Source organism: Bradyrhizobium sp. GW821-FHT12B03 (genome assembly GCF_058807535.1).
The window spans coordinates 117,473-139,263 of the sequence record NZ_JBXAQU010000012.1; the positions used below are offsets into that span (position 1 = coordinate 117,473).

General features: G+C 65.3%; 15 protein-coding genes. 8 read left to right on the plus strand and 7 right to left on the minus strand.

Annotated elements, in window-relative coordinates; translation table 11 throughout:
- Positions 1-18: 18 nt before the first annotated feature.
- The 4 genes from hemH (at position 19) to AC1RUR_RS22915 (ending at position 3,789) form a co-directional block, all read left to right on the plus strand.
- On the plus strand, positions 19-1,056 hold the full coding sequence (gene hemH, locus AC1RUR_RS22900; RefSeq protein ID WP_492848105.1) for a ferrochelatase: 1,038 nt from the start codon (positions 19-21) through the stop codon (positions 1,054-1,056).
- A gap of 11 nt (positions 1,057-1,067) precedes the next feature.
- Positions 1,068-2,045 carry an ABC transporter substrate-binding protein gene (locus tag AC1RUR_RS22905; protein ID WP_492848107.1) on the plus strand — a complete coding sequence of 326 codons (978 nt, stop codon included), beginning with the start codon at positions 1,068-1,070 and terminating at the stop codon, positions 2,043-2,045.
- Between the two features lie 229 nt (positions 2,046-2,274).
- Positions 2,275-3,267, plus strand: coding sequence for an SPFH domain-containing protein (locus AC1RUR_RS22910; RefSeq protein ID WP_492848109.1), 993 nt, complete (start codon positions 2,275-2,277; stop codon positions 3,265-3,267).
- Positions 3,268-3,345: 78 nt separating this feature from the next.
- Positions 3,346-3,789 carry an NfeD family protein gene (locus AC1RUR_RS22915; RefSeq protein ID WP_492848111.1) on the plus strand — a complete coding sequence of 148 codons (444 nt, stop codon included), beginning with the start codon at positions 3,346-3,348 and terminating at the stop codon, positions 3,787-3,789.
- A gap of 172 nt (positions 3,790-3,961) precedes the next feature.
- On the opposite strand, the gene AC1RUR_RS22920 is transcribed toward AC1RUR_RS22915, so the two are convergent.
- Positions 3,962-4,291 (minus strand): winged helix-turn-helix transcriptional regulator, encoded by a 330-nt coding sequence (locus AC1RUR_RS22920; RefSeq protein WP_492848113.1) that lies wholly within the window; start codon positions 4,289-4,291, stop codon positions 3,962-3,964.
- A gap of 72 nt (positions 4,292-4,363) precedes the next feature.
- On the opposite strand from AC1RUR_RS22920, the gene AC1RUR_RS22925 reads away from it, so the two are divergent.
- The gene (locus AC1RUR_RS22925) at positions 4,364-4,921 is read left to right on the plus strand and encodes a carboxymuconolactone decarboxylase family protein (RefSeq protein WP_492848115.1); all 558 of its coding nucleotides are present in this window, start codon (positions 4,364-4,366) and stop codon (positions 4,919-4,921) included.
- Between the two features lie 114 nt (positions 4,922-5,035).
- Here the strand turns inward: AC1RUR_RS22925 and AC1RUR_RS22930 are convergent, their stop codons facing one another.
- Positions 5,036-6,046, minus strand: coding sequence for a KpsF/GutQ family sugar-phosphate isomerase (locus AC1RUR_RS22930; protein ID WP_492848117.1), 1,011 nt, complete (start codon positions 6,044-6,046; stop codon positions 5,036-5,038).
- A gap of 191 nt (positions 6,047-6,237) precedes the next feature.
- Between AC1RUR_RS22930 and AC1RUR_RS22935 the strand changes: the two genes are divergently transcribed.
- On the plus strand, positions 6,238-7,995 hold the full coding sequence (locus tag AC1RUR_RS22935) for an outer membrane beta-barrel protein (RefSeq protein ID WP_492848118.1): 1,758 nt from the start codon (positions 6,238-6,240) through the stop codon (positions 7,993-7,995).
- A gap of 197 nt (positions 7,996-8,192) precedes the next feature.
- On the opposite strand, the gene AC1RUR_RS22940 is transcribed toward AC1RUR_RS22935, so the two are convergent.
- Positions 8,193-9,644 (minus strand): glutamate synthase subunit beta, encoded by a 1,452-nt coding sequence (locus tag AC1RUR_RS22940; RefSeq protein ID WP_492848120.1) that lies wholly within the window; start codon positions 9,642-9,644, stop codon positions 8,193-8,195.
- A gap of 175 nt (positions 9,645-9,819) precedes the next feature.
- Positions 9,820-14,553, minus strand: coding sequence for a glutamate synthase large subunit (gene gltB, locus AC1RUR_RS22945; protein WP_492848122.1), 4,734 nt, complete (start codon positions 14,551-14,553; stop codon positions 9,820-9,822).
- A 491-nt stretch (positions 14,554-15,044) separates the two neighbouring features.
- Between gltB and AC1RUR_RS22950 the strand changes: the two genes are divergently transcribed.
- Positions 15,045-15,821: a hypothetical protein gene (locus tag AC1RUR_RS22950; RefSeq protein ID WP_492848124.1), complete on the plus strand. Its 777-nt coding sequence runs from the start codon at positions 15,045-15,047 to the stop codon at positions 15,819-15,821.
- Positions 15,822-16,063: 242 nt separating this feature from the next.
- Here AC1RUR_RS22950 and AC1RUR_RS22955 read toward each other — a convergent pair whose 3' ends face one another.
- Positions 16,064-16,834, minus strand: coding sequence for an alpha/beta fold hydrolase (locus AC1RUR_RS22955; RefSeq protein ID WP_492848126.1), 771 nt, complete (start codon positions 16,832-16,834; stop codon positions 16,064-16,066).
- A 217-nt stretch (positions 16,835-17,051) separates the two neighbouring features.
- On the minus strand, positions 17,052-17,522 hold the full coding sequence (locus AC1RUR_RS22960; RefSeq protein WP_492848128.1) for an Hsp20 family protein: 471 nt from the start codon (positions 17,520-17,522) through the stop codon (positions 17,052-17,054).
- Positions 17,523-17,730: 208 nt separating this feature from the next.
- Between AC1RUR_RS22960 and AC1RUR_RS22965 the strand changes: the two genes are divergently transcribed.
- On the plus strand, positions 17,731-18,678 hold the full coding sequence (locus tag AC1RUR_RS22965) for an alpha/beta hydrolase (protein ID WP_492848130.1): 948 nt from the start codon (positions 17,731-17,733) through the stop codon (positions 18,676-18,678).
- A gap of 146 nt (positions 18,679-18,824) precedes the next feature.
- On the opposite strand, the gene AC1RUR_RS22970 is transcribed toward AC1RUR_RS22965, so the two are convergent.
- The gene (locus AC1RUR_RS22970; RefSeq protein ID WP_492848132.1) at positions 18,825-21,632 is read right to left on the minus strand and encodes a di-heme-cytochrome C peroxidase; all 2,808 of its coding nucleotides are present in this window, start codon (positions 21,630-21,632) and stop codon (positions 18,825-18,827) included.
- Positions 21,633-21,791: the final 159 nt, after the last annotated feature.

Below are 21,791 nucleotides of genomic sequence, written 5' to 3' on the forward strand. Positions count from 1 at the left end.
CGCGCGACGCAACTGGTCATGACGACCGTCGCCCCCATCGAGACCACGCAGCCGACCGTCCGGTCCGGCCAGCCGCGCGTCGGCGTGCTCCTGGTCAATCTCGGCACGCCCGATACGGCCGATGCGCCGGGCGTGCGGGTCTATCTCAAGGAATTCCTCTCGGACGCCCGGGTCATCGAGGACCAGGGCCTGATCTGGCAGCTGGTGCTGAACGGCATCATCCTGCGCAGCCGTCCCCGCACCAAGGCGCTCGACTACCAGAAGATATGGAACAACGAGCGGAACGAGTCGCCGCTGAAGACCATCACGCGGTCGCAGGCCGACAAGCTCGCCGCCGCGCTGTCGGATCGCGACCACGTCGTGGTGGACTGGGCGATGCGCTATGGCAATCCCTCGATCAAGGCGGGCATCGACGCGCTGATCGCTGGGGGATGCGACCGCATCCTCGCCGTCCCGCTTTATCCGCAATATTCCGCCCCGACCTCGGCGACCGTCTGCGACGAGGTGTTCCGCGTGCTCGCCCGCTTGCGCAACCAGCCGACGCTGCGGGTGACGCCGCCCTATTATGAGGACGATGCCTATATCGAGGCGCTCGCCATCTCGATCGAGACGCATCTGGCAACCCTGCCGTTCAAGCCGGAGCTGATCGTGGCGTCCTTCCACGGCATGCCGAAATCCTATGTCGACAAGGGCGATCCCTATCAGGAGCATTGCATCGCCACGACCGAGGCGCTGCGCCGCCGGCTCGGCATGGACGCGACAAAGCTGCTGCTGACGTTCCAGTCCCGCTTCGGCAATGACGAGTGGCTCCAGCCCTACACCGACAAGACGATGGAGCGGCTCGCGAAAGAGGGCGTCCGCCGTATCGCGGTGGTGACGCCGGGCTTCTCGGCCGATTGCCTGGAGACGCTGGAGGAGATTGCGCAGGAGAATGCCGAGATCTTCAAGCACAATGGCGGCGAGCAGTTTTCCGCGATCCCCTGTCTCAACGACAGTGAACCCGGCATGGACGTGATCCGCACCCTGGTGCTGCGCGAGCTTCAGGGCTGGATCTGATGGTGTCTCCCATGAACCGCCGCGAGCTTCTGGCGCTTCTTGGGACGATCGCGGCTCTGCCGGCTTCTGGACAGGCGCAGCAGCCAAACGCAACGCGCCGGCTCGGCGTGCTCTCGGTCACGGCCGCCGACGATGCGATCGGGCAGACGCGCAGCGCCGTCCTGGTCGAGGCGCTTGCGGTCCATGGCTGGAAGGAGCACGGCAACCTCAGGATCGACTGGCGCAGCGGCGCCGGCGACCGGGCGCGGATCTCAGGGCTCGCCGATGAGCTGATCGCGCTCAAGCCCGACATCCTGCTCGCGGTCGGCACCCCCTCGGTCGAAGAGTTGCGCCGGCGCACCGCGACGATCCCGATCGTGTTCGCCGTGGTGACCGATCCCGTCAACCAGGGCTTTGTCGAAAACCTCGCCCATCCCGGCGGCAATATCACCGGCTTCACCGATTACGACGGTCCGCTGGCCGGCAAATGGCTGGAGATGCTGACGCAAGTGACGCCGAAACCGTCCCGCGTTGTCGTCGTCTACAATCCCGCCACCGCGCCGTTCGCGCCCCTCATGCTGCGCACGATCGAGGACGCCGCACGGACGCTTCACGTGACGGTCGAGCCGGCCCAGGTCCACGACGCAGCCTCGATCGCGGCGCTGGCCACGCGGAAAGACGGCGGCCTGCTGATCCTGCCGGACTTCTTCACCATGGCCAACCGCGCGCATCTGCTCGGGGCGATTGCCGAGGCGCACATGCCCGCGGTGTTCTGGAGCCGCACCTTCGTCGACGAGGGCGGCCTGATGTCCTACAGCACCGACAGCACCGAGCAGCTCCGCCGCGCCGCCGGCTATATCGATCGCATTCTGAAGGGCGCACGACCTGCCGACCTGCCCGTGCAGAACCCCACCAAATTCGAGCTCGCGGTCAACCTCAAGACGGCCAAGGCGCTTGGCATCACGCTTCCGCCAAGCCTGCTCGCAACAGCGAACGACGTCATCGAATGAAGTCTTTCGCGACCGGCGACATGGCCGGATTCGTTAATTTTCGCCGCTAGGTCTGCGCCTGCACGCTTTCAAGAGCCTTTCGCAAATACATATCGTGACCGTTCCCTCCTGACGCGTCTTGTGCAGAATCGTGCTGATACCGACGTGAATCGTAACCGCTGAACCGGTAAGGTCGCGTTCCCGACCAATGACAGCGCGGGAAAGGGCTTTTTCCCGCCTTGGAGGAGATATGAGCGGTTTCGACATTTTCGCGATTGTTCTGGTTTTGCTCGTCATCGTCACGCTGGTCGCCGGTGTGAAGACGGTGCCGCAGGGCTTTGACTGGACCATCGAGCGGTTCGGCAAGTACACCCAGACGCTGAGCCCCGGGCTCAACCTGATCGTGCCCTATTTCGATCGCGTCGGACGTAAGATCAACATGATGGAGCAGGTGATCGACATTCCCGAGCAGGAGGTGATCACCAAGGACAACGCCACCGTGACGGTGGACGGGGTCGCCTTCTACCAGGTGTTCGACGCCGCCAAGGCGAGCTACGAGGTTTCCAACCTGACCCAGGCCATCACCGTCCTGACCATGACCAACATCCGCTCGGTGATGGGCGCGATGGATCTCGACCAGGTGCTGTCGCATCGCGACGAGATCAACGAGCGCCTCCTGCGCGTCGTCGATGCCGCGGTCTCGCCGTGGGGCCTGAAGGTCAACCGGATCGAGATCAAGGACATCGTGCCGCCCGCCGATCTCGTCGAGGCGATGGGCCGGCAGATGAAGGCCGAGCGCGTCAAGCGCGCCGACATCCTCGCCGCCGAAGGCCAGCGCCAGTCCGAGATCCTGCGCGCCGAAGGTGCCAAGCAGGGGCAGATCCTCCAGGCCGAAGGCCGCAAGGAAGCTGCGTTCCGCGACGCCGAGGCGCGCGAGCGCTCCGCCGAGGCCGAGGCCAAGGCGACGCAGATGGTCAGCGAAGCCATCGCCAAGGGCGACGTCGCCGCGCTGAACTATTTCATCGCGGACAAATATATCAAGGCGTTCGGACAGCTGGCCGACTCGCCGAACCAGAAGGTCATCATGCTTCCGGTCGAGGCGATGAGCATGCTGGGCTCGCTCGCCGGCATCGGCGAGATTGCCAAGGCAACGTTCGGCGAGAGCGCGGCGTCGGCCGCCGCTGCCGCCCGCCGTGGCGGTTCGGTGCCGTCGTCAGGCCCGACGCCGCCGGCGGTGCCGTAACCGGATCATGCGCATGCCCCGGAAAAGTGGGCACCGGTTTTCCGATAAGGGCATGCGCCATTTCGAAGAGGTCGTGTCATGACCGACATGTTCGTATCGCTCGGCACCTGGAACTGGCTGATCTTCGGCTTCGTCCTGATGGCGCTGGAGGTGCTGGCGCCGGGCGTGTTCCTGTTCTGGCTCGGGCTCGCCGCGCTGCTGGTCGGCCTGATCTCCTTCGCCGTGGCGGTGTCCTGGCAGATTCAACTCGTGATGTTCGCGGTGTTTGCCGCCGCCGCCGTGCCGGTGTGGCGCCGCCTTGCCCGGCCGAAACTGGATGCGAGCGCCAGCCCCTTCCTCAACAAGCGCACCGAAGCGATGCTGGGCCGCGAGTTTACACTGGAGAAGCCGATCGTCGACGGCAACGGCACCATGCGCATCGGCGACACGGTGTGGCGTGTCGCCGGGCCGGATACGCCGGCCGGGACGCGCGTCAAGGTGGTGCAGGTGGACGGCGCGAATCTGACGGTCGCGGCGGCGTGATTTCTTACCCTCCCCTGGAGGGGGAGGGTCGATCGCGCGCAGCGCGAGCGGGGTGGGGTGATCTCTCCACTCGGGCACTGCTTCGGTGGAGAGACCGTCACCCCACCCCGCTACGCATTTCGCTTCGCTGCATGTGTAGCGACCCTCCCCCTCCAGGGGAGGGTAAGAGACGTTACGACCTCTTCCACCTCTCCGCAAACCGGTGTAGCGGCATGAAGGTCTCGCACAATTCCCGCCCGAGCGCCGTCAGCCCATAGCCGCCACCTTCGCCCAGCTCCACGAACCCCGCCTCGCGCAAATCGTCCAGGCGTGCTTGCAGCACTGTCGGCGAGGCCTCGTCGCAGGCGGTGCGCAATGCGCGGGAGGTGAGGGGGGCGTCGCGCAACTCCCACAGGATCCGCAAGGTCCAGCGCCGGCCGAGCAGGTCGAGCAGCGCCATGATCGGCCGTCCGGTGCGCGAGCCGCGGACGTTGCGTGGTGTCGAGCCGGCCTGTTTCGCCATCGTCGCCCTCTTGCGTATCGCTACAGATAGTGTAGCGTATTGCTACGGTAATTGTAGCAATGGAGACGGCCAATGTCCCAGGCCACACCGCGCATTGCGCCGCTCGCGCCGCCTTATCCCCCGGAGATCCAGGCGCAATTCGACCGCATCATGCGCGGCGCGCCGCCGCTGGTGCTGTTCCGGGTGATGGCCGGCCACAGCCGCGCCTGGGACAAGTTCCGCGCCGGCGGCCTGCTCGATCCCGGGCCGCTGTCCCTGCGCCAACGCGAGATCGTCATCGACCGCACCTGTGCGCTGAACCATTGCGAATATGAATGGGGCGTGCATGTCGCGGTATTTGCTGGTCCGGCGAAACTCACCGAGGCGGAGGTCCTCGCGACCGTGCAAGGCGACGCAATGTCAGCCTGCTGGTCCCCAGCCGAACAGGCGTTGATCGCAGCCGTCGACGCGCTGCATCACCGCGCGACGTTCACCGACGCGGAATTCGCCGCGCTCTCGGCGCATTACGACGAGGCGCAGATTCTGGAGATCATGCTGCTGTGCGGCTTCTATCGCACGGTGTCGTATCTGGCGAACGGGCTGCGGCTGCCGCCGGAGGAGAAGGCGGCGCGGTTTCCGGCGCCGCTCTAACTGCGGTCATTGCGAGCGAAGCGATCCAGAGTGCTTCCGCGGAGGGATTCTGGATTGCTTCGCTTCGCTCGCAATGACGGAGGAGAGAGCTGCGGTTCACACGGAGAGCGCGCCTTAAGCCACGCCCGCCCGCAACAGATCGTGTAAATGCACGATGCCGACCACCTTGTTCGCCTCGGTCACGACAAGCGTGGTGATCTTCCGCGTGTTCAGCACCTCGATCATCTCGGTCGCCATCATCGAGGGTGGAACGGTCTTCGGCTGCTTCGTCATGACGTCGTCGACCGATACCGCGAGCAAGTCCGGCCGCTGCATGTGACGGCGCAAATCGCCGTCGGTGATGATGCCCGCGATCCCGCCGGCATCGTCGACGATGCAGACGCAGCCCAAGCCCTTGGCCGACATCTCCATCACCGCGTCCGACATTTTGGTGCCAAGCGGTTTGAGCGGGATCTCCGCGCCGGTGCGCATGTAGTCGCGGACGAATTTCAGCATCGCGCCCAGCTTGCCGCCGGGGTGGAAATGCGCGAACTCGAGCGCGGTGAAGCCGCGGCCTTCGAGCAGCGCGATCGCGAGCGCATCGCCGATCGCGGCCTGCATCAGGGTCGAGGTGGTCGGTGCCAGATTGTGCGGGCAGGCCTCGCGCGCCTTCGGCAACTCGATCACGAGGTCGGCGGCCTGGCCCAGCGAGGAGGCCGCATTCGACGTCACCGCGATCATGGGAATCGCAAAGCGCGCCGAATAATTCACGAGGGTCTTCATCTCCGGCTGCTCGCCGGACCAGGACAGCGCCATGATGACGTCATCAGCGGTGATCATGCCGAGGTCGCCATGGGCGGCTTCAGCGGTGTGTACGAAGAAGGCGGGCGTGCCGGTTGAGGCCAGCGTCGCTGCGATCTTGCGCCCCATATGGCCCGACTTGCCAAGCCCGGTGACGATGACGCGGCCTTTGGCCTGACGGATCAGGTCGACCGCCGCGGCGAAGGTCGCACCCAGCGGGCCGCGCAGGGCGGCGGCGAGCGCGTTGATGCCGCCGCTCTCGGTCTCCAGCGTGCGGAGCGCGGATTCGACGCTTGAGGGGGTAGGGCCGGATGATTGGGTCATCAGCGGTTTCGAACTCGGCATGTCTTGGTCCAGGGAGGAGGGGCAATGGCCTGTTGGCGCCTGCTTAGCACGGCTCGGCAGATCAGGCGACGCGGCCGCCCGGACCCTCAACGGGTCATTAACCATAATTGTTTTAACTCCATTAACGATGGTTTCCGCCAGCCGGCGGAGGCAATCGCGAAAGTATTTGATTTCGTTGGGGTAATTCCATCGTGGGGTCGTCTCCAGGCACCGGCCGGAGCAAACGCGCGCATTTCCTGCGCGCGGCTTTGCCGTGTCTGGCGCTGACCGCCTTGCAAAGCAGCCCTTTGGCCGCCCAGAGCCTCACGCCCGACCTGTTCAATCCCAACCGCGGCGGCTTCGCCGCGCCCGACACGCTGCCGACGCGCCGCACCGCGGGCGTACCGCAGGCGCCTTCGGATGCGCTGCCGGCGCTGCCAGATCCCAATGCCGACCCGCGCAGGCGCCAGCAGACGCCGGCGACCTCGCGCGTCGGCCAAGCCCCAACCTTTCAGGTCCCGACCTACGGCCTGCCGGCCGCCAACGGCGCCAGCGGTTCGGGCTACGACTCGCTCAACCGCAAGCGGCAGCAGCCAAAACTCTATCCCGGCCAGCCGAAGCCGAAGCGCCCGGTCGGCCCCGGCTCGCCGCCGCCACCGGCAACGCCGGTGACGACGCTCGGTCCGCCGCGGATCGCGCCGCCGCCGTCCGAGACTGCGCACAAGGTGCCGGTCGCCCCGGCGATGGCAGGCAACGTGCCCGGCCAGCCGCTGCGCCGCCGTCTCAAGGCCGATGACGACGCGTTCGGCGCGGTCGGCGATTACGCTGGCAGCTTCCTGATCAAGGGCGGGCTCGAGCTCTCCACCGGCTACGACACCAACCCGGCGCGCCTCAACAAGCCGGTCGGCTCGCCGGTCTATGTCGTCGCGCCCGACCTCCTCGTGCAGTCCGACTGGCAGCGCCACGCGCTGGTTGCCGATCTGCGCGGCTCGTTCTCCGGCTACACCAACAACATGCCGGCGACGATCGACGGTTTCGCCTCGCCCTCGCCGGTCGAGATCAATCGTCCCGATTTCAACGGCCATGTCGACGGCCGCATCGACGTCGACCGCGATCTCAAGCTGACCTCGCAGCTGCGCCTGCGGCTCGCCACCGACAATCCCGGCAGCCCGAACGTGCAGGCCGGCCTGCAGAAATATCCTGTTTACGCCACCTACGGCACCACCGTCGGCTTCGACCAGACTTTCAACCGCTTCCAGGTCGCCGCCGGCGCCACCGTCGATCGCACCGCCTACACGGATTCCAAGCTCACCGACGGCACGACCTTCACGAACGCCGATCGCGACTTCAACCAGTATGGCGGCGTCGGCCGCTTCTCCTACGAGCTGAAGCCCGGGCTAAAACCGTTCGTCGAGATCCAGGGCGACACCCGCGTTCACGACCAGGCCGCGGACCGCAACGGCTACTTCCGCGATTCGAACGGCGGCTACGCCAAGGTCGGCTCGTCCTTCGAGTTCTCGCGCATCCTCACCGGCGAGGTCTCGGTCGGCTATTCCGCGCGCAACTATGTCGACCCGCGCCTCAGCCAGCTCTCGGGCTTCCTCACCTCGGGCTCGCTGATCTGGAACGCGAGCGGCCTCACCACGGTAAAACTTGCCACCGACACGCAGATCAACGAGACCACCGTCCCCGGCTCCTCCGGCGTGCTGGTGCACACCTATGGCGTCGAAGTCGATCACGACTTCCGCCGCTGGCTCACCGCAATCGGCAAGTTCACCTACGGCACCTACGACTACCAGAACCAGGGTCGCAACGACAAAACCTACTCGCTCGAAGGCAATCTGATCTACAAGCTCAACCGCAACATCTGGATCAAGGGCACGCTGCGGCATGACATCCTGGATTCGAACCAGGCGGGGTCGAGCTCGCAGGGGACTGTGGTGATGTTGGGGGTGAGGCTGCAGAATTAGAGGGGCGGCGAGTCATCCTGACTGCATCGGAACCGTTGTGCCCGTTCTCGCCACCTACTCCGCCGTCATGCCCCGGCTGGACCGGGGCATCCAGTACGCCGCGGCTCATCCGTATATGTCTGACGCCTCTGGAATACTGGATCGCCCGCTTTCGCGGGCGATGACACCTTTCGTAAGTCTGGCAGCGGAGCGAAAACCTACCGCGGCAGATCAGTCTTCCCCATCAAGAACGTATCGATCGACCGCGCGCACAGCCGGCCCTCGCGGATCGCCCACACCACCAGCGATTGCCCGCGGCGCATGTCGCCTGCCGTGAACACGTTCGGGCGCGAGGTCTGGTAGTCCAAGGTGTTGGCCTTGACGTTGCCGCGCGGGTCGAGCTCGACCGACAGCAGCTTGAGCAGGCCCTCGTGCACGGGATGGACGAAGCCCATGGCGAGCAGCACGAGCTCGGCATCGAGCTCGAACTCGGTGCCGGCAATCGGCTTGAACTTGTCGTCGACGCGCACGCAGTGCAGCTTCTTGACCTCGCCGTTCTCGCCGGAAAACTTCTGGGTCAACACGGCGAATTCGCGGATCGCGCCTTCGGCCTGGCTGGATGAGGTGCGCATCTTCAGCGGCCAGTTCGGCCAGGTCAGGCCTTTGTTTTCGTGCTCGGGGGGAGCGGGCATGATCTCGAGCTGGGTCACGGAGAGCGCGCCCTGGCGCAGCGAGGTGCCGATGCAGTCGCTTCCGGTGTCGCCGCCGCCGATGACGACGACATGCTTGCCGGCAGCCAGGATCTCGGTGACGCCGTTCAGCGGCTCCTCGGAGACGCGGCGGTTCTGCTGCGGCAGGAAGTCCATGGCGTAGTGGATGCCCTGGAGGTCGCGGCCGGGGATCGGCAGGTCGCGCGGGGCTTCGGCGCCGCCGGTCAGCGCAACGGCGTCATACTCGTTGAGCAGCTCGCGCGGATCGACATTGCCGTCAGTGCCGACATGGCTGTTGTAGTGGAAGGTGACGCCTTCGCCTTCCATCTGCTTGACGCGGCGGTCGATGACGCCCTTCTCCATCTTGAAGTCGGGGATGCCGTAGCGCAGCAGGCCGCCGGCCTTGGCGTACTTCTCGAACAAATGCACGTCGTGGCCGGCACGCGCCAGCTGCTGCGCGCAGGCCATGCCGGCCGGGCCCGCGCCGATCACCGCGACCTTCTTGCCGGTCTTGACGGAGGCGATCTCCGGCTTCAGCCAGCCATTGTCCCAGGCGCGGTCGACGATCGCGCATTCGATCGTCTTGATGGTGACGGGGTTGTCGTCGATGTTGAGCGTGCAGGACGCTTCACACGGCGCCGGACAGATGCGACCGGTGAATTCAGGGAAATTGTTGGTCGAGTGCAGGTTGCGCGAGGCTTCTTCCCAATTGCCCTGATAGACGAGGTCGTTGAAGTCGGGGATCTGGTTGTTGACCGGGCAGCCCGGCGTGCCCGGCGCGACCGAGCCGGTGCCATGGCAATAGGGAATGCCGCAATTCATGCAGCGCGCGGCCTGGTCGCGCGTTTCCTTCTCGGTCAAGGGAACGACGAACTCGTTGTAATGCTTCACGCGCTCGGCGACCGGGGTGTACTTGCGGTCGTGCCGTTCGATTTCCAGAAAACCCGTGATCTTGCCCATTAAACCCGAAGTCCCTGCCGCTTGAATTCGTTCTGTTTCGTCTCGTCGTCATTGCGAGGAGCTCGTGACAAAATTGCGGAGCAATTTTGCACTGAAGCGACGAAGCAATCCAGTCTGCATCAATATAGAAAGCCTGGATTGCTTCGCTTCGCTCGCAATGACGGGGTGTGATGCCTTACGCCCCGATCGCGATTTTCGGCTCGGCGTCCGCGTTGGCGGCCATTTCGCGCAGCGCGCGCCGGTACTCGACCGGCATCACCTTGCGGAACTTGGGCAGCCAGTCCTTCCAGTTGGCAAGGATGTCGGCGGCGCGCTTGGAGCCGGTCGCTTTCGCATGGCGCGTGATCAGGACGTGCAGCCGCTCGACGTCGGAGTCGAGCAGATCCTTGAACACGTCGACCCGGCCGTGCGCCTCGAGGTCACCGGAGTGGTGATAGGTGCCGGCGTTGATCAGCTCTTCCGACAGCACCGGCTCGAGCTCGACCATCGCCATGTTGCACAGCTTGTCGAAGTCGCCGGTCTCGTCCAGCACATAGGCGATGCCGCCGGACATGCCGGCCGCGAAGTTGCGCCCGGTCTTGCCGAGCACGACCACGATGCCGCCGGTCATGTATTCGCAGCAATGGTCGCCCGCGCCCTCGACCACGGCAACCGCGCCGGAGTTACGCACGGCAAAGCGCTCGCCGGCGATGCCGCGGAAGTAGCACTCGCCCTGGATGGCGCCGTACATCACGGTGTTGCCGACGATGATGCTCTCTTCCGGCACGATCGCGGAGTTCTTCGGCGGCTTGACGATGATCTTGCCGCCCGAGAGGCCCTTGCCGACATAGTCGTTGCCTTCACCCTCGAGCTCGAAGGTGACGCCATGGGCGAGCCACGCGCCGAAAGCCTGGCCCGCGGTGCCCTTGAGGCTGACATGGATGGTGTCATGCGGCAGGCCGGCATGGCCGTAGATCTTGGCGACCGCGCCCGACAGCATCGCGCCGGCGGAACGGTTGGTGCTGTTGATCGTGGCCTCGATCTTCACCGGCGCGCCGCGGTCGAGCGCGGGCTGCGCCTTCTCGATCAGCGTGCGATCGAGCACCGCCTCCAGATGATGGTTCTGGCGCTCGGAATGATAGATCTTCTGGCCCTTCTCTTCCTTCTGCTTGACGAACAGCTTGGAGAAGTCGAGGCCCTTGGCCTTCCAGTGCGCAACCAGCTTGGTCTGGTCGAGCAGCTGCACCTGGCCGACCATCTCGTTGAAGGTGCGGAAGCCGAGCGAGGCCATGATCTCGCGCACCTCTTCCGCGACGAAGAAGAAGTAGTTGATCACGTGCTCGGGCTGACCGGTGAAGCGCTTGCGCAGGACCGGGTCCTGCGTCGCGACCCCGACCGGGCAGGTGTTGAGATGGCACTTGCGCATCATGATGCAGCCGGCCGCGATCAGCGGCGCGGTGGCGAAGCCGAACTCGTCGGCGCCGAGCAGCGCGCCGATCACGACGTCACGGCCGGTGCGGAAACCGCCGTCGACCTGGACCACGATGCGGCTGCGCAGCCGCTCGCGCACCAGCGTCTGGTGGGTCTCGGCGAGGCCGATTTCCCAGGGGCTGCCGGCGTGCTTGATCGAGGTCAGCGGCGAAGCGCCGGTGCCGCCCTCGAAGCCCGCGATGGTGACGTGGTCGGCGCGTGCCTTGGCAACGCCCGCGGCCACCGTGCCGACGCCGATCTCGGAGACCAGCTTGACCGAGACGTCGCCCGTCGGGTTGACGTTCTTGAGGTCGTAGATGAGCTGCGCCAGATCCTCGATCGAGTAGATGTCGTGGTGCGGCGGCGGCGAGATCAGGCCGACGCCCGGCGTCGAGTGACGCACCTTGGCGATGGTCGCGTCGACCTTGTGGCCGGGCAGCTGGCCGCCTTCGCCGGGCTTGGCGCCCTGCGCCATCTTGATCTGCATCATGTCGGAGTTGACGAGATACTCCGTGGTGACGCCGAAGCGGCCCGAGGCGACCTGCTTGATCGCCGAGCGCATGCTGTCGCCGTTCGGCAGCGGCTTGAAGCGGTCGGCTTCCTCGCCGCCTTCGCCGGTGTTCGACTTGCCGCCGATCCGGTTCATGGCGATCGCGAGCGTGGTGTGGGCCTCGCGCGAGATCGAGCCGAACGACATAGCACCCGTGGCGAACCGCTTGACGATGTCCTTGGCCGGCTCGACCTGGTCGAGCGGCACCGGCTTGCGCTTCTCTTCCTCGGCGCTCTTGATCCGGAACAGGCCGCGCAGCGTCAGCAGACGCTCCGACTGCTCGTTGAGGATCTTTGCGAAGGCGCGATAGCGTTCCAGCGAATTGCCGCGCGCGGCGTGCTGAAGCAGCCCGACCGACTCCGCGGTCCATGCGTGGTCCTCGCCGCGGCTGCGGTAGGCATATTCGCCGCCGACATCGAGCGAGGTCTTGTAGACCAGCGCCTCGCCGAACGCGTCGGCATGGCGGCGCACGGCTTCTTCCGCGATCTCGGAAAGGCCCACGCCCTCGACGCGGGTATGCGTGCCGGCGAAGAACTTTCCGACGAAGTCGGCCTTGAGGCCGACCGCGTCGAAGATCTGCGCGCCACAATAGGACTGGTAGGTCGAGATGCCCATCTTGGACATCACCTTCAGCAGGCCCTTGCCGATCGACTTGATGTAGCGCTTGACGATCTCGTAGTCGTCGAGCGAGCCGGGCAGGCGGTCCTTCATCGCGATGATGGTCTCGAACGCGAGGTAAGGATTGATTGCCTCTGCGCCGTAGCCGGCCAGGCAGGCGAAGTGATGCACTTCGCGCGGCTCGCCGGATTCGACGACGAGGCCGACCGAGGTGCGCAGGCCGGTGCGGATCAGATGATGATGCACGGCGGCGCAGGCCAGCAGCGACGGAATCGGCACGCGGTCGGTGCCGACCATGCGGTCGGACAGGATGATGATGTTGACGCCCTCGCGCACCGCGCTCTCCGCGCGCGCGCAGAGCTCGTCCAGCACCTGGTCCATGCCGGCCGCGCCGAGCCCGGCGTGGAACGTCGTGTCCAGCGTGCGCGACTTGAAGTGCGACTCCGCCACGTCCGAGATCGAGCGGATCTTTTCCAGATCCGCGTCGGTCAGGATCGGCTGGCGCGCTTCGAGGCGCTTGGTGGTGGCGAGGCCCTGCAGGTCGAACAGGTTCGGCCGCGGCCCGATGATCGAGACGAGGCTCATCACCAGTTCCTCGCGGATCGGGTCGATCGGCGGGTTGGTGACCTGCGCGAAGTTCTGCTTGAAGTAGGTGAACAGCGGCTTGGCCTTGTCCGACAGCGCAGAGATCGGCGTGTCGTTGCCCATCGAGCCTGCGGCTTCCTCGCCCGTGGCCGCCATCGGCGTCATCAGGATGGTGATGTCTTCCTGGCTGTAGCCGAACGCTTGCTGGCGATCGAGCAGCGACAGGTTGGAGCGCACGCCGGTCGTCGGAACCTTCGGCAGCTCTTCCAGCACGATCTGGGTCCGCTCCAGCCATTCCTTGTAGGGATGGCTCTTGGCGAGACCGGCCTTGATCTCGTCGTCGGGGATCAGGCGGCCCTGCTCGAGGTCGACCAGCAGCATCTTGCCGGGCTGCAAGCGCCACTTGGTGATGATCTGGTCCTCGGGGATGGTCAGCACGCCCATCTCGGACGCCATCACGATGCGGTCGTCCTTGGTCACGAGATAGCGCGCCGGCCGCAAGCCGTTGCGGTCGAGCGTGGCGCCGATCTGGCGGCCGTCGGTGAAGGCGATCGCGGCGGGGCCGTCCCACGGCTCCATCAGCGCGGCGTGATATTCGTAGAAGGCGCGGCGCGTCTCATCCATCAAGGGATTGCCGGCCCACGCTTCCGGAATCATCATCATGACGGCGTGCGGCAGCGAGTAGCCGCCCTGCACCAGGAATTCGAGCGCGTTGTCGAAGCAGGCGGTGTCCGACTGTCCCTCGTAGGAGATCGGCCAGAGCCGGTTGATGTCCTTGCCGTAGAGCTCGGAGCTCACCGAGGCCTGGCGTGCCGCCATCCAGTTGGTGTTGCCGCGCAGCGTGTTGATCTCGCCGTTGTGCGCGATCATGCGGTACGGATGCGCCAGCGACCAGGCCGGGAAGGTGTTGGTCGAGAAGCGCTGATGCACCAGCGCCAGCGCGCTCTCGAAGTCCGCCTCGTGCAGGTCGGGATAGTACTTGCCGAGCTGGTCGGCGAGGAACATGCCCTTGTAGATCACCGTGCGGCAGGACATCGAGCAGGGGTAATAGCCCGCAAGGCCGCGGTCGCGGCGCTGGTAGATCGCCTGCGAGATCGACTTGCGCAGGATGTAGAGCCGGCGTTCGAAATCGTCCTCGGTCTTGGCGGTGCCATTGCGGCCGATGAACACCTGCATGCAGGCGGGCTCGGTCGGCTTCACGGTGACGCCGAGCGAGGAATTGTCGGTCGGCACATCGCGCCAGCCGAGCAGGGTCAGGCCCTCTTCCTTGATCTGGTCGGCGATGATGCTCTTGATGACGTTGCGCCAGGCGGTGTCGCGCGGCATGAACAGCGCGCCGATGGCGTATTCGCCAGGTTGAGGCAGCGCGAAGCCGAGCTCCTTGGCCTTGCGGGCGAAGAAGGCGTGCGGGATCTGCACCAGGATGCCGGCGCCGTCACCGGCGCGCGGGTCGGCGCCGACGGCGCCGCGATGCTCGAGGTTGCAGAGGATGCTGAGCGCGTCCGAGACGATCTCGTGGGACTTCTTGCCCTTGATGTTGGCGATGAAGCCGACGCCGCAGGAATCCTTCTCCAGGCTCGGATCGTAGAGGCCTTCGGCCGGCGGCCGCGAATTGTGTTCCTGAATCGGATCGGTCGTTTTCGAGGCGACCGTCGCCGACAGCTCTTCTGCCACGATGTTTGCGCGCTCGAATTGCGACCCGTTCATGGTTCCTGTCCTCTCCATGCGGCAAGCTGCCTCACCGCCATCTTCGGCGCACCTTGGGCGTTCCGCGGCACCCGCTTCTGGGCCACCGCTCGTCCGCTGCGAGCCGCATTTTCTTAAATTCAGGCCAAGGCGTTCTACGTCCCCGAGAACGGCTTTTCCTGTTGCCTTCTTGGTGCTCGGAAGCACCAACTTTCGTTGCAATCCCTATGCCGGAACCGCAAGCAAAATTGAGACAGTCTTCCTGTCCTAACAATCACCTTGCCAAATTTTTGTCTATCACACAAGCGCGCGAAAGTCCCGATTCCCGATCTGTCAATCAATCGCTTTCCGAAAGTTGCGCGGCCCCGGTTTTGAAGCAAACGCGCCCTGATCCGGCCCTGTGGACGCCGAAATCGCAAATGAAGCTTCGGATCGCCCCTTCGGAAGGTGCGCCACGCCGCAAGAAGCGAAAGAGCGCGATCCATTCGGGGCCTGACAGGAGCGTGTCGACCATGAAGTTTTTCACAGGATGTGTGGCTGCCGCCGCGCTGGCGCTGGCGGTGACCGCGGCAGAGGCGCAAGTTCCGGCGAGCGGTATTGCGAGAGGGGCTGCGATCGCGGTGTCGGATTTCGACGGGCCCTACGGTCCGCCGGACGCCGCGCCACCTCCACCACCGCGGTATGGCTATGGCTACGGTTACGAAGAACGCGGCCCGGCGCCGGCGCTGCTGCCACCGACCGAGGTCTACGCCGTGCTGCGTGACAACGGCTTCTCGCCGCTCGGCATCCCGCGTCTGCGCGGCAGCGTCTACACCATTGCGGTGATCGACCGTCGCGGCGACGACGGCCGGCTCGTGATCGATGCCCGCGATGGACGAATCCTGCGCTTCATGCCGGCGGCCGATGCCTATGGCATGGCCCCCGCCTATGAGGAGCGCGCGGTCGCGCCTTACGGCCCGCAAAGCGCGTTGCCGCCGCCGACCGCGGTTCGCAGCGGGCCGCCTCGTCCGCCCGCCTCGATCCCGCATGTCGCCAGCCGCGCCGTGCCGCTGCCGAGGGCTGCTCCTCCGCGCGGGGAGACGCCGGTCGCAGCGGCGAAGCCGGCCGAGCCTGCGGTCCAGCAGGCCCAGGCCCCGCAGGCTCAGCCTGCGCAGCAGACAGCGGCCGCCGTGCAGGCCAAGCCCGTTGAGGCCACCCCGCCAGCCGCCGCATCGACCGTCGGTCAGGCCAAGCCTGCCGCAACGATCCTGCCGACGCAGGACATGCCGGCGGCACAGGGGCTGGACTAGCGCGCTGTTCGTTTGGCGCGACGGCGCTCACCACATTTTTGGTGTCGTCCTGGCGAAGGCCAGGACCCATACCGCGAGGTCTATCGGATGTGGGAGGTGCGAGTCCCGAACGACGTGTCTTCGCTAAACACCTCCCTGGGCTAATGGGTCCTGGCTTTCGCCAGGACGACGTTGGGGAGAGGGGAGCAAAAACAAAAGGCGCCTGAGCACTCAGGCGCCTTTTGCATCGAGGCAGTCAGCCCTCAGCTCCGTCCATAACCCGCCGCTTCCAGGATCAGATTCGCCACCGCCTTCGGATGCGACACCAGCGAGAGGTGGCCGGCATCGAGCTCGATCGTGGTGGCGTTCATGCGCTTGGCGAGGAAGCGTTCGAGATCGGGATTGATGGTGTCGTCGTTCTTCGACACCGCGTACCAGCTCGGCTTGGAATGCCAGGCCGCTTCCGTGGTGCGGCCGGCGAAGATCGAGGCGGCGGTCGGCCATTGCACCGCGTAGAGCTCCTTGGCCTGCTCCGGCTTCACGCCGTTGGCGAAATGTTTCAGGAAGGCGTCCTCGGACAGCTTGGTGTAGCCGTCGCGCTCGACGATGCCGGCGCGCACCGGGCCGGTCGGAAACTGCTTCGACAGCGCGACGAAATCCTCATTGGCGTCGGGCGCGCGTGCGGCGACATAGACGAGGCCGGTGACCTTCGGGTCGGTGCCGACCTCGCTGATCACGGTGCCGCCCCAGGAATGCGCGACCAGCACGGTCGGCCCGTCCTGCTCGGCCAGCGCGCGTCTGGTCGCCTCAACGGAGTCCGCAAGTGACGACAACGGATTCTGCACGGCCGTCACATGCAGGCCCGCGGCCTGGAGGATCGGGATCACCTCCGACCAGCTGGAGCCGTCGGCCCAGGCGCCGTGCACCAGCACGACGTTCTTCACTTTCACCGCCTGCGGCGTCTGCGCGTGAGCGAGGCTGAGCGGGGCGGCCACCAGGCTCGCGGCGACGAAAAGGCTGCGCCAGAAAGTCATGATCATTCTCCGTCTTGTTTTGGGGGCGATGTCCAAAGGACGGAGGCAGAGGTCGTGGTGTTACGTTGGCTCACCAGCCTGTGATGCGATGCAGAAAAGCATTCGGTGTCGTCCTGGCTTTCGCCAGGACGACACCGAGGGAGGGGCTTGAGCAAAACGAAAAAAAACGCCCCGGGGCACCGGGGCGTTTTCGCAACCTGGAAGTGGCGTGGGTGACTTACGCGGCGACTTGCGCGGCCGAGTTCTCGATCACCTGTGCCTTGGGCGCGCCGGCGTTGATCGCGATCTGGCGCGGCTTCTTGGCTTCGGGAATCTCGCGCACGAGGTCGACGTGAAGCAGCCCGTTCTCGAGCGAGGCGTCCTTCACCTGCACGAAATCGGCGAGCTGGAAGGCGCGCTCGAAGGCACGCGCGGCGATGCCGCGGTAGAGCACCTCGGATTTCGAGTTTTCATTGGCGACTTTCTCGCCCTTGATCGTCAGCGTGTTTTCCTTCGCGACGATGGAGAGCTCATCCTTGGCAAAGCCGGAGACCGCGAGGGTGACGCGGTAGGCGTTCTCGCCGGTACGCTCGATGTTGTAGGGGGGATAACCGGGGCTGCCGTCCGAGCTCGTCTGGTCGAGCAGGTTGAAGAGGCGGTCGAAGCCGACGGTGGAACGATAGAACGGGGTGAGATCGTAGGTACGCATGGTCAAGTCCTCCATTGAGCGACTGTTGGGTAACCCGCCCGCCAATCGGGCCGGGCTTTCGTCTGTGTGCAGCCTGATGTTCCGGTTCCGAAACACTGGTAGCGGCCTGCACCATAGTGATATGGGTTCAAGGGAACGGCGTTCAAGAGGGCGGCAACCTGCGCCTTTTCGGCGCTCCCGCCCCTTGCTTTGCAGCATTTCGCGCCCAATGACGCTGATCTCGATTCCGTCCAATCCCGTTCCCGAAGACGTCGTCAGCGGCACCATCAAGACGCCCGATGGCGCCGAGCTTCGCTTTGCGCGCTGGGCGCCGCCTGCGAACCGCAAGGGCACGGTCTGCGTCTTCACCGGACGCAGCGAGCAGATCGAAAAATATTTCGAGACCGTACGCGATTTGCGCGACCGCGGCTTTGCGGTGGCGATGATCGACTGGCGCGGGCAGGGCCACTCCTCGCGCCGGCTGCGTGATCCGCGCAAGGGCTATGTCCGCGACTTCGCCGATTTCGAGATCGACGTCGAGACCTTTGTGCAGCAGGTGGTGCTGCCGGACTGCCCGCCGCCCTTCTTCGCGCTCGCCCACTCCATGGGCGGTACGGTGATGCTGCGGGTCGCGCATGCTGGCAAGCGCTGGTTCGACCGCATGGTGCTGTCGGCGCCGATGATCGATCTGCCGGGCCGCGCCACCTCGTTTCCGGCGCGGGCGATTCTGAAGACGATGCGCCTGATGGGGATGGGCGGCCGCTATGTCCCCGGCGGCAGCGACCGCATCACCGGGCTCGACCCCTTCATCAACAATCCCTTGACCAGCGATCCCGTGCGCTATGCGCGCAATGCCGCGATCCTGGAGGAGGATCCGACCCTCGGACTCGCATCACCGACGGTCGCCTGGGCGGATACCGCCTTTCGCGCCATGCACACCTTCAAGGGCATGAATTACCCGTCCCAGATCCGCCAGCCGATCCTGATGCTGGCGGCCTCCAACGACACCGTGGTCTCGACCGCGGCGATCGAGGAGTTCGCCTATCACTTGCGCGCCGGCTCCCATCTCGTGATCGCCGGCGCCAAGCACGAGATCCTCCAGGAGCAGGACCGCTACCGCTCCCAGTTCTGGGCCGCCTTCGACGCCTTCGTGCCGGGCACGCCGCTGTTCAAGTGAGGGGGTAGAAGCTTTCCGAGGACGGCTGACCGTTCCACAGTCTCCGTCATGCCCGGGCTTGTCCCGGGCATCCACGTTCTACGTGTCGCACTAAAGATCGTGGATGGCCGGGACAAGCCCGGCCATGACGATGAACCTTCTCTGCCTCACAGCGTCTTCAGATACTCGATCAGGTCGTAGCGCTCTTGCTCCTTGAGCACGCGGCCGATGGTGCCGTCCTTGCCGGGGCCTGGCGTGCCATCGAATGAGTGGCCGGCATTGCTGTTGCCGAACAGATCGGTGCCGTCGGGGGCGAGCGTCGAGAAGCGCGACTGTCCGGTCTTGCAGCTCTCGCCGTCCACGACCGCGAAGCCGACCTGCTTCGGATCGTAGTCGCGGCCGCCACCCATGCAGAACGATTTGGGGCGCTCGGCCGCAGGGCTCAGCATCCAGTAGAGCGAGGGCACCGATCCGTTGTGCAGGTAAGGCGCGGTGGCCCAGACGCCGTTAAGCGGGCGCGCGCGATACCATGGCCCCGGCTCGTTCTTGTCGGCCGGCTGCGGGCCGGGATTCGGGCAGTTCTTGCGCTTGCCCCACCAGGCATCCTGAACTTTCGGGTCGATCTTGGCATCGTCCATCGCCTTGCGGCTGACGATGTCGACGATCACCATCAGCCCGAGCGCGTACGGCATGTCGGTCGAAGAAATATCCGGCAGATTGCAGCTCCACCAGGCATTGAGGTTTTGTGTGGGATCGAGCTTGAGGAAACCCGGCACCTGAACCGTCCGCGTCGCCAGCACGCCGGCCTGGGCGGAATCGGTCCCCATGCCTTTGACGCTCTTCTGCACCTCGTTCAGGAATTTGTCGTCGCCGATGGTTTCCCACCGTGACGAGGACCAGATGCTCTGGGCCGGAAATTCGGTGTCGAACACGCGATCGTTGACCGGACCGAGATGGCATTCGACGCAGATTTCCGCATAGAGCTTGCGGCCGCGTTTGACGCGCTCGTCATCGATCTTCCAGGCCGCATCGCCGAAGACGTCCGACGGCCATTTCGGCGATGTCAGCCCGGACAGCTGCTTTTTCGGATAGGGCGCCGACCCCTTCAGCAGATCCTCGATCCAGTTCAGGTTCTTGATATCCATCGACGAGCGGAACAGCCTGTCCTTGGGGGTATTGTCGGACAGGTTGAGCAGTGCGGTCACGCCCAGCGCTTCGCCGGCGTTGCGGATCAGCGGTTGTTCGATCGAAGCGTCATATTGCGCGTATTTGAGCCAGGGCACGGTCCAGATCGGCGGGAAGCTGACCGGCGCGTCCTTGGCATGCAGATTCTTTTCGAAGCCGCTGAGGCCGCTGAGCGTCATGTCCTGGGCAAAGACCTGGTTGCCGATGCGGTTGAGCGCGTCGAGACGGCCGTATCCTTCCTCCGTGTCCTGCTGCTTCTCTTCCCGCTTCGTCTTCGGGTTGAGCCTCGTCTTGCCATCGATGGTTTTCGCGTAGGTCTTCTCCCAGTCGATCAGGAACGTGCTGATCGCACGCAGCTTCTGCTTCAGCGCATCGCGATCCGCATCGCTGGCTGAGGTGCCGAGCACACGGTCGGCGAAGCGCGTGAAGCGACCCGGCACGATGAGCGTGTAGGCGATCGACAGGCCGGTGGTGACCTCGAGCTTCCTCAAATCGGTCATTGCCGGGCCGCCGTCGAAACGGATGTCGATGCCCTTGTAGTGGATCTGGCCGGTGTGGCAGGCGGCGCAGGTCAGGCCGATCCGGTCCTCGCCGACCTGGCCGGTCGCGGGATCGGGGACGCCGGTCATGCGCGCAAAGCCGACGGGCAGGCCGTCGACGTTTTCAGCCTGGGCGCCCCAGTTGACCGGCGGATTCCAAAGCCGCGCCGGCACCGGCTTCGTCTTGTCGTAGACGTTGGCATAGCCGAACCGGCGCAGCGTGGCGTCGTCGGTGTTGATCGTCTGCGGGCTCGGGATGAAGCCGAAGCGCTGCAGATGGTCGCTGTCATGCAGCATCCCCGGCTTTGCGAAGAAATGAAGCCGCGGCTGCTCGAGCGCCATGAACCAGTTGTAGGGCACCGGGAAGGTCGCGGTGCCCTGGCTGGCGTGATGGAACCAGTGCCGGTCCTCGAGCGCCCAGTTTTGCTCGAGCCAGTACGCCGCCCGCGGCTCGACGTGCTCCGGCAATGGCGGCGCCACCAGGTCCCCGAGGATGCCGGGCAGCATCGGCTGGAATTGATCGGGAAAGCGCAGCGCCACGACGCCAAAGACGAGCAGCGCGGCGAGGAGTCCGCCGGCAACGCGCAATATCAGCGAAGGCGGAGTGACCGGCTGGCTGACGACCCGCTGGGTGATCCTGTCGGGGAATTTGCGCTCGTTGAACAACGTCCTCACCTCGACCACGCTGAGATAGCGGTCATCGCCCTGACCCTTGCCCATGATCTTGAGCAGGATCGGCCATTCGAACTTCATCAGGATTGGGTAGTACCAGCGCGATTGATTGCCGGCGCGCTTGAGATTGTCGTCCATGAAGGTCTTGATCTGCGCGGCGTTGAGCCCGGCCTCGGTGCCGCCATCGGGATCGGCATAGGTGCCGCCGAAGCTGGCGAGCCGCGCGATCTCGTCCTCGTTGACGCGCCCGTCGACGCCGAGGATGCGCGAGCCGGCACCGAGCTTGTCGAGCGGGCCGCCGCGCAAGCCATTGAGCTGCGCGCCCCAGAAGATGCTTTGCAGGATGTGACAGGCGCCGTTGGCGATCAGCGCCACACCGCGGGTCTGGATGCGGGCCGAGACCTTCTTCAGCCCGGTCTCGCCGCTTGCATTCGCGATGGTCTGCGACAGCGTCCGGAGCGGCACGGTCCCGCCGTCGACGAAGCCTTCGCCGACGAGGCCGCGCAGGAATGGACAGGGATTGTTCGGCGAGACCTGGATCGAGGGATCGAAGGGAGGCTTCGAGGCGGGATCGTGCATGGCCCAAAAATCCTGAAACAGCGAATCGCGAAATGCAGGCGCGCCGATCAAGCGCGGAAAGTCCTAACAAACAGACAGCAGGGTATACTACCTCAGGGTGTGACGAAGTGTGGCTGAATTCACTGTTGTGTCAATAAGAGCCGAGGTCGTGAAGCCGCC

Coding starts and splice junctions, on each gene's coding strand:
- hemH (WP_492848105.1), top strand. CDS start 19: ATGACGACCGTCGCCCCCATCGAGACCACGCAGCCGACCGTCCGGTCC.
- AC1RUR_RS22905 (WP_492848107.1), top strand. CDS start 1,068: ATGAACCGCCGCGAGCTTCTGGCGCTTCTTGGGACGATCGCGGCTCTG.
- AC1RUR_RS22910 (WP_492848109.1), top strand. CDS start 2,275: ATGAGCGGTTTCGACATTTTCGCGATTGTTCTGGTTTTGCTCGTCATC.
- AC1RUR_RS22915 (WP_492848111.1), top strand. CDS start 3,346: ATGACCGACATGTTCGTATCGCTCGGCACCTGGAACTGGCTGATCTTC.
- AC1RUR_RS22920 (WP_492848113.1), bottom strand. CDS start 4,291: ATGGCGAAACAGGCCGGCTCGACACCACGCAACGTCCGCGGCTCGCGC.
- AC1RUR_RS22925 (WP_492848115.1), top strand. CDS start 4,364: ATGTCCCAGGCCACACCGCGCATTGCGCCGCTCGCGCCGCCTTATCCC.
- AC1RUR_RS22930 (WP_492848117.1), bottom strand. CDS start 6,046: ATGCCGAGTTCGAAACCGCTGATGACCCAATCATCCGGCCCTACCCCC.
- AC1RUR_RS22940 (WP_492848120.1), bottom strand. CDS start 9,644: ATGGGCAAGATCACGGGTTTTCTGGAAATCGAACGGCACGACCGCAAG.
- gltB (WP_492848122.1), bottom strand. CDS start 14,553: ATGAACGGGTCGCAATTCGAGCGCGCAAACATCGTGGCAGAAGAGCTG.
- AC1RUR_RS22950 (WP_492848124.1), top strand. CDS start 15,045: ATGAAGTTTTTCACAGGATGTGTGGCTGCCGCCGCGCTGGCGCTGGCG.
- AC1RUR_RS22955 (WP_492848126.1), bottom strand. CDS start 16,834: ATGACTTTCTGGCGCAGCCTTTTCGTCGCCGCGAGCCTGGTGGCCGCC.
- AC1RUR_RS22960 (WP_492848128.1), bottom strand. CDS start 17,522: ATGCGTACCTACGATCTCACCCCGTTCTATCGTTCCACCGTCGGCTTC.
- AC1RUR_RS22965 (WP_492848130.1), top strand. CDS start 17,731: ATGACGCTGATCTCGATTCCGTCCAATCCCGTTCCCGAAGACGTCGTC.
- AC1RUR_RS22970 (WP_492848132.1), bottom strand. CDS start 21,632: ATGCACGATCCCGCCTCGAAGCCTCCCTTCGATCCCTCGATCCAGGTC.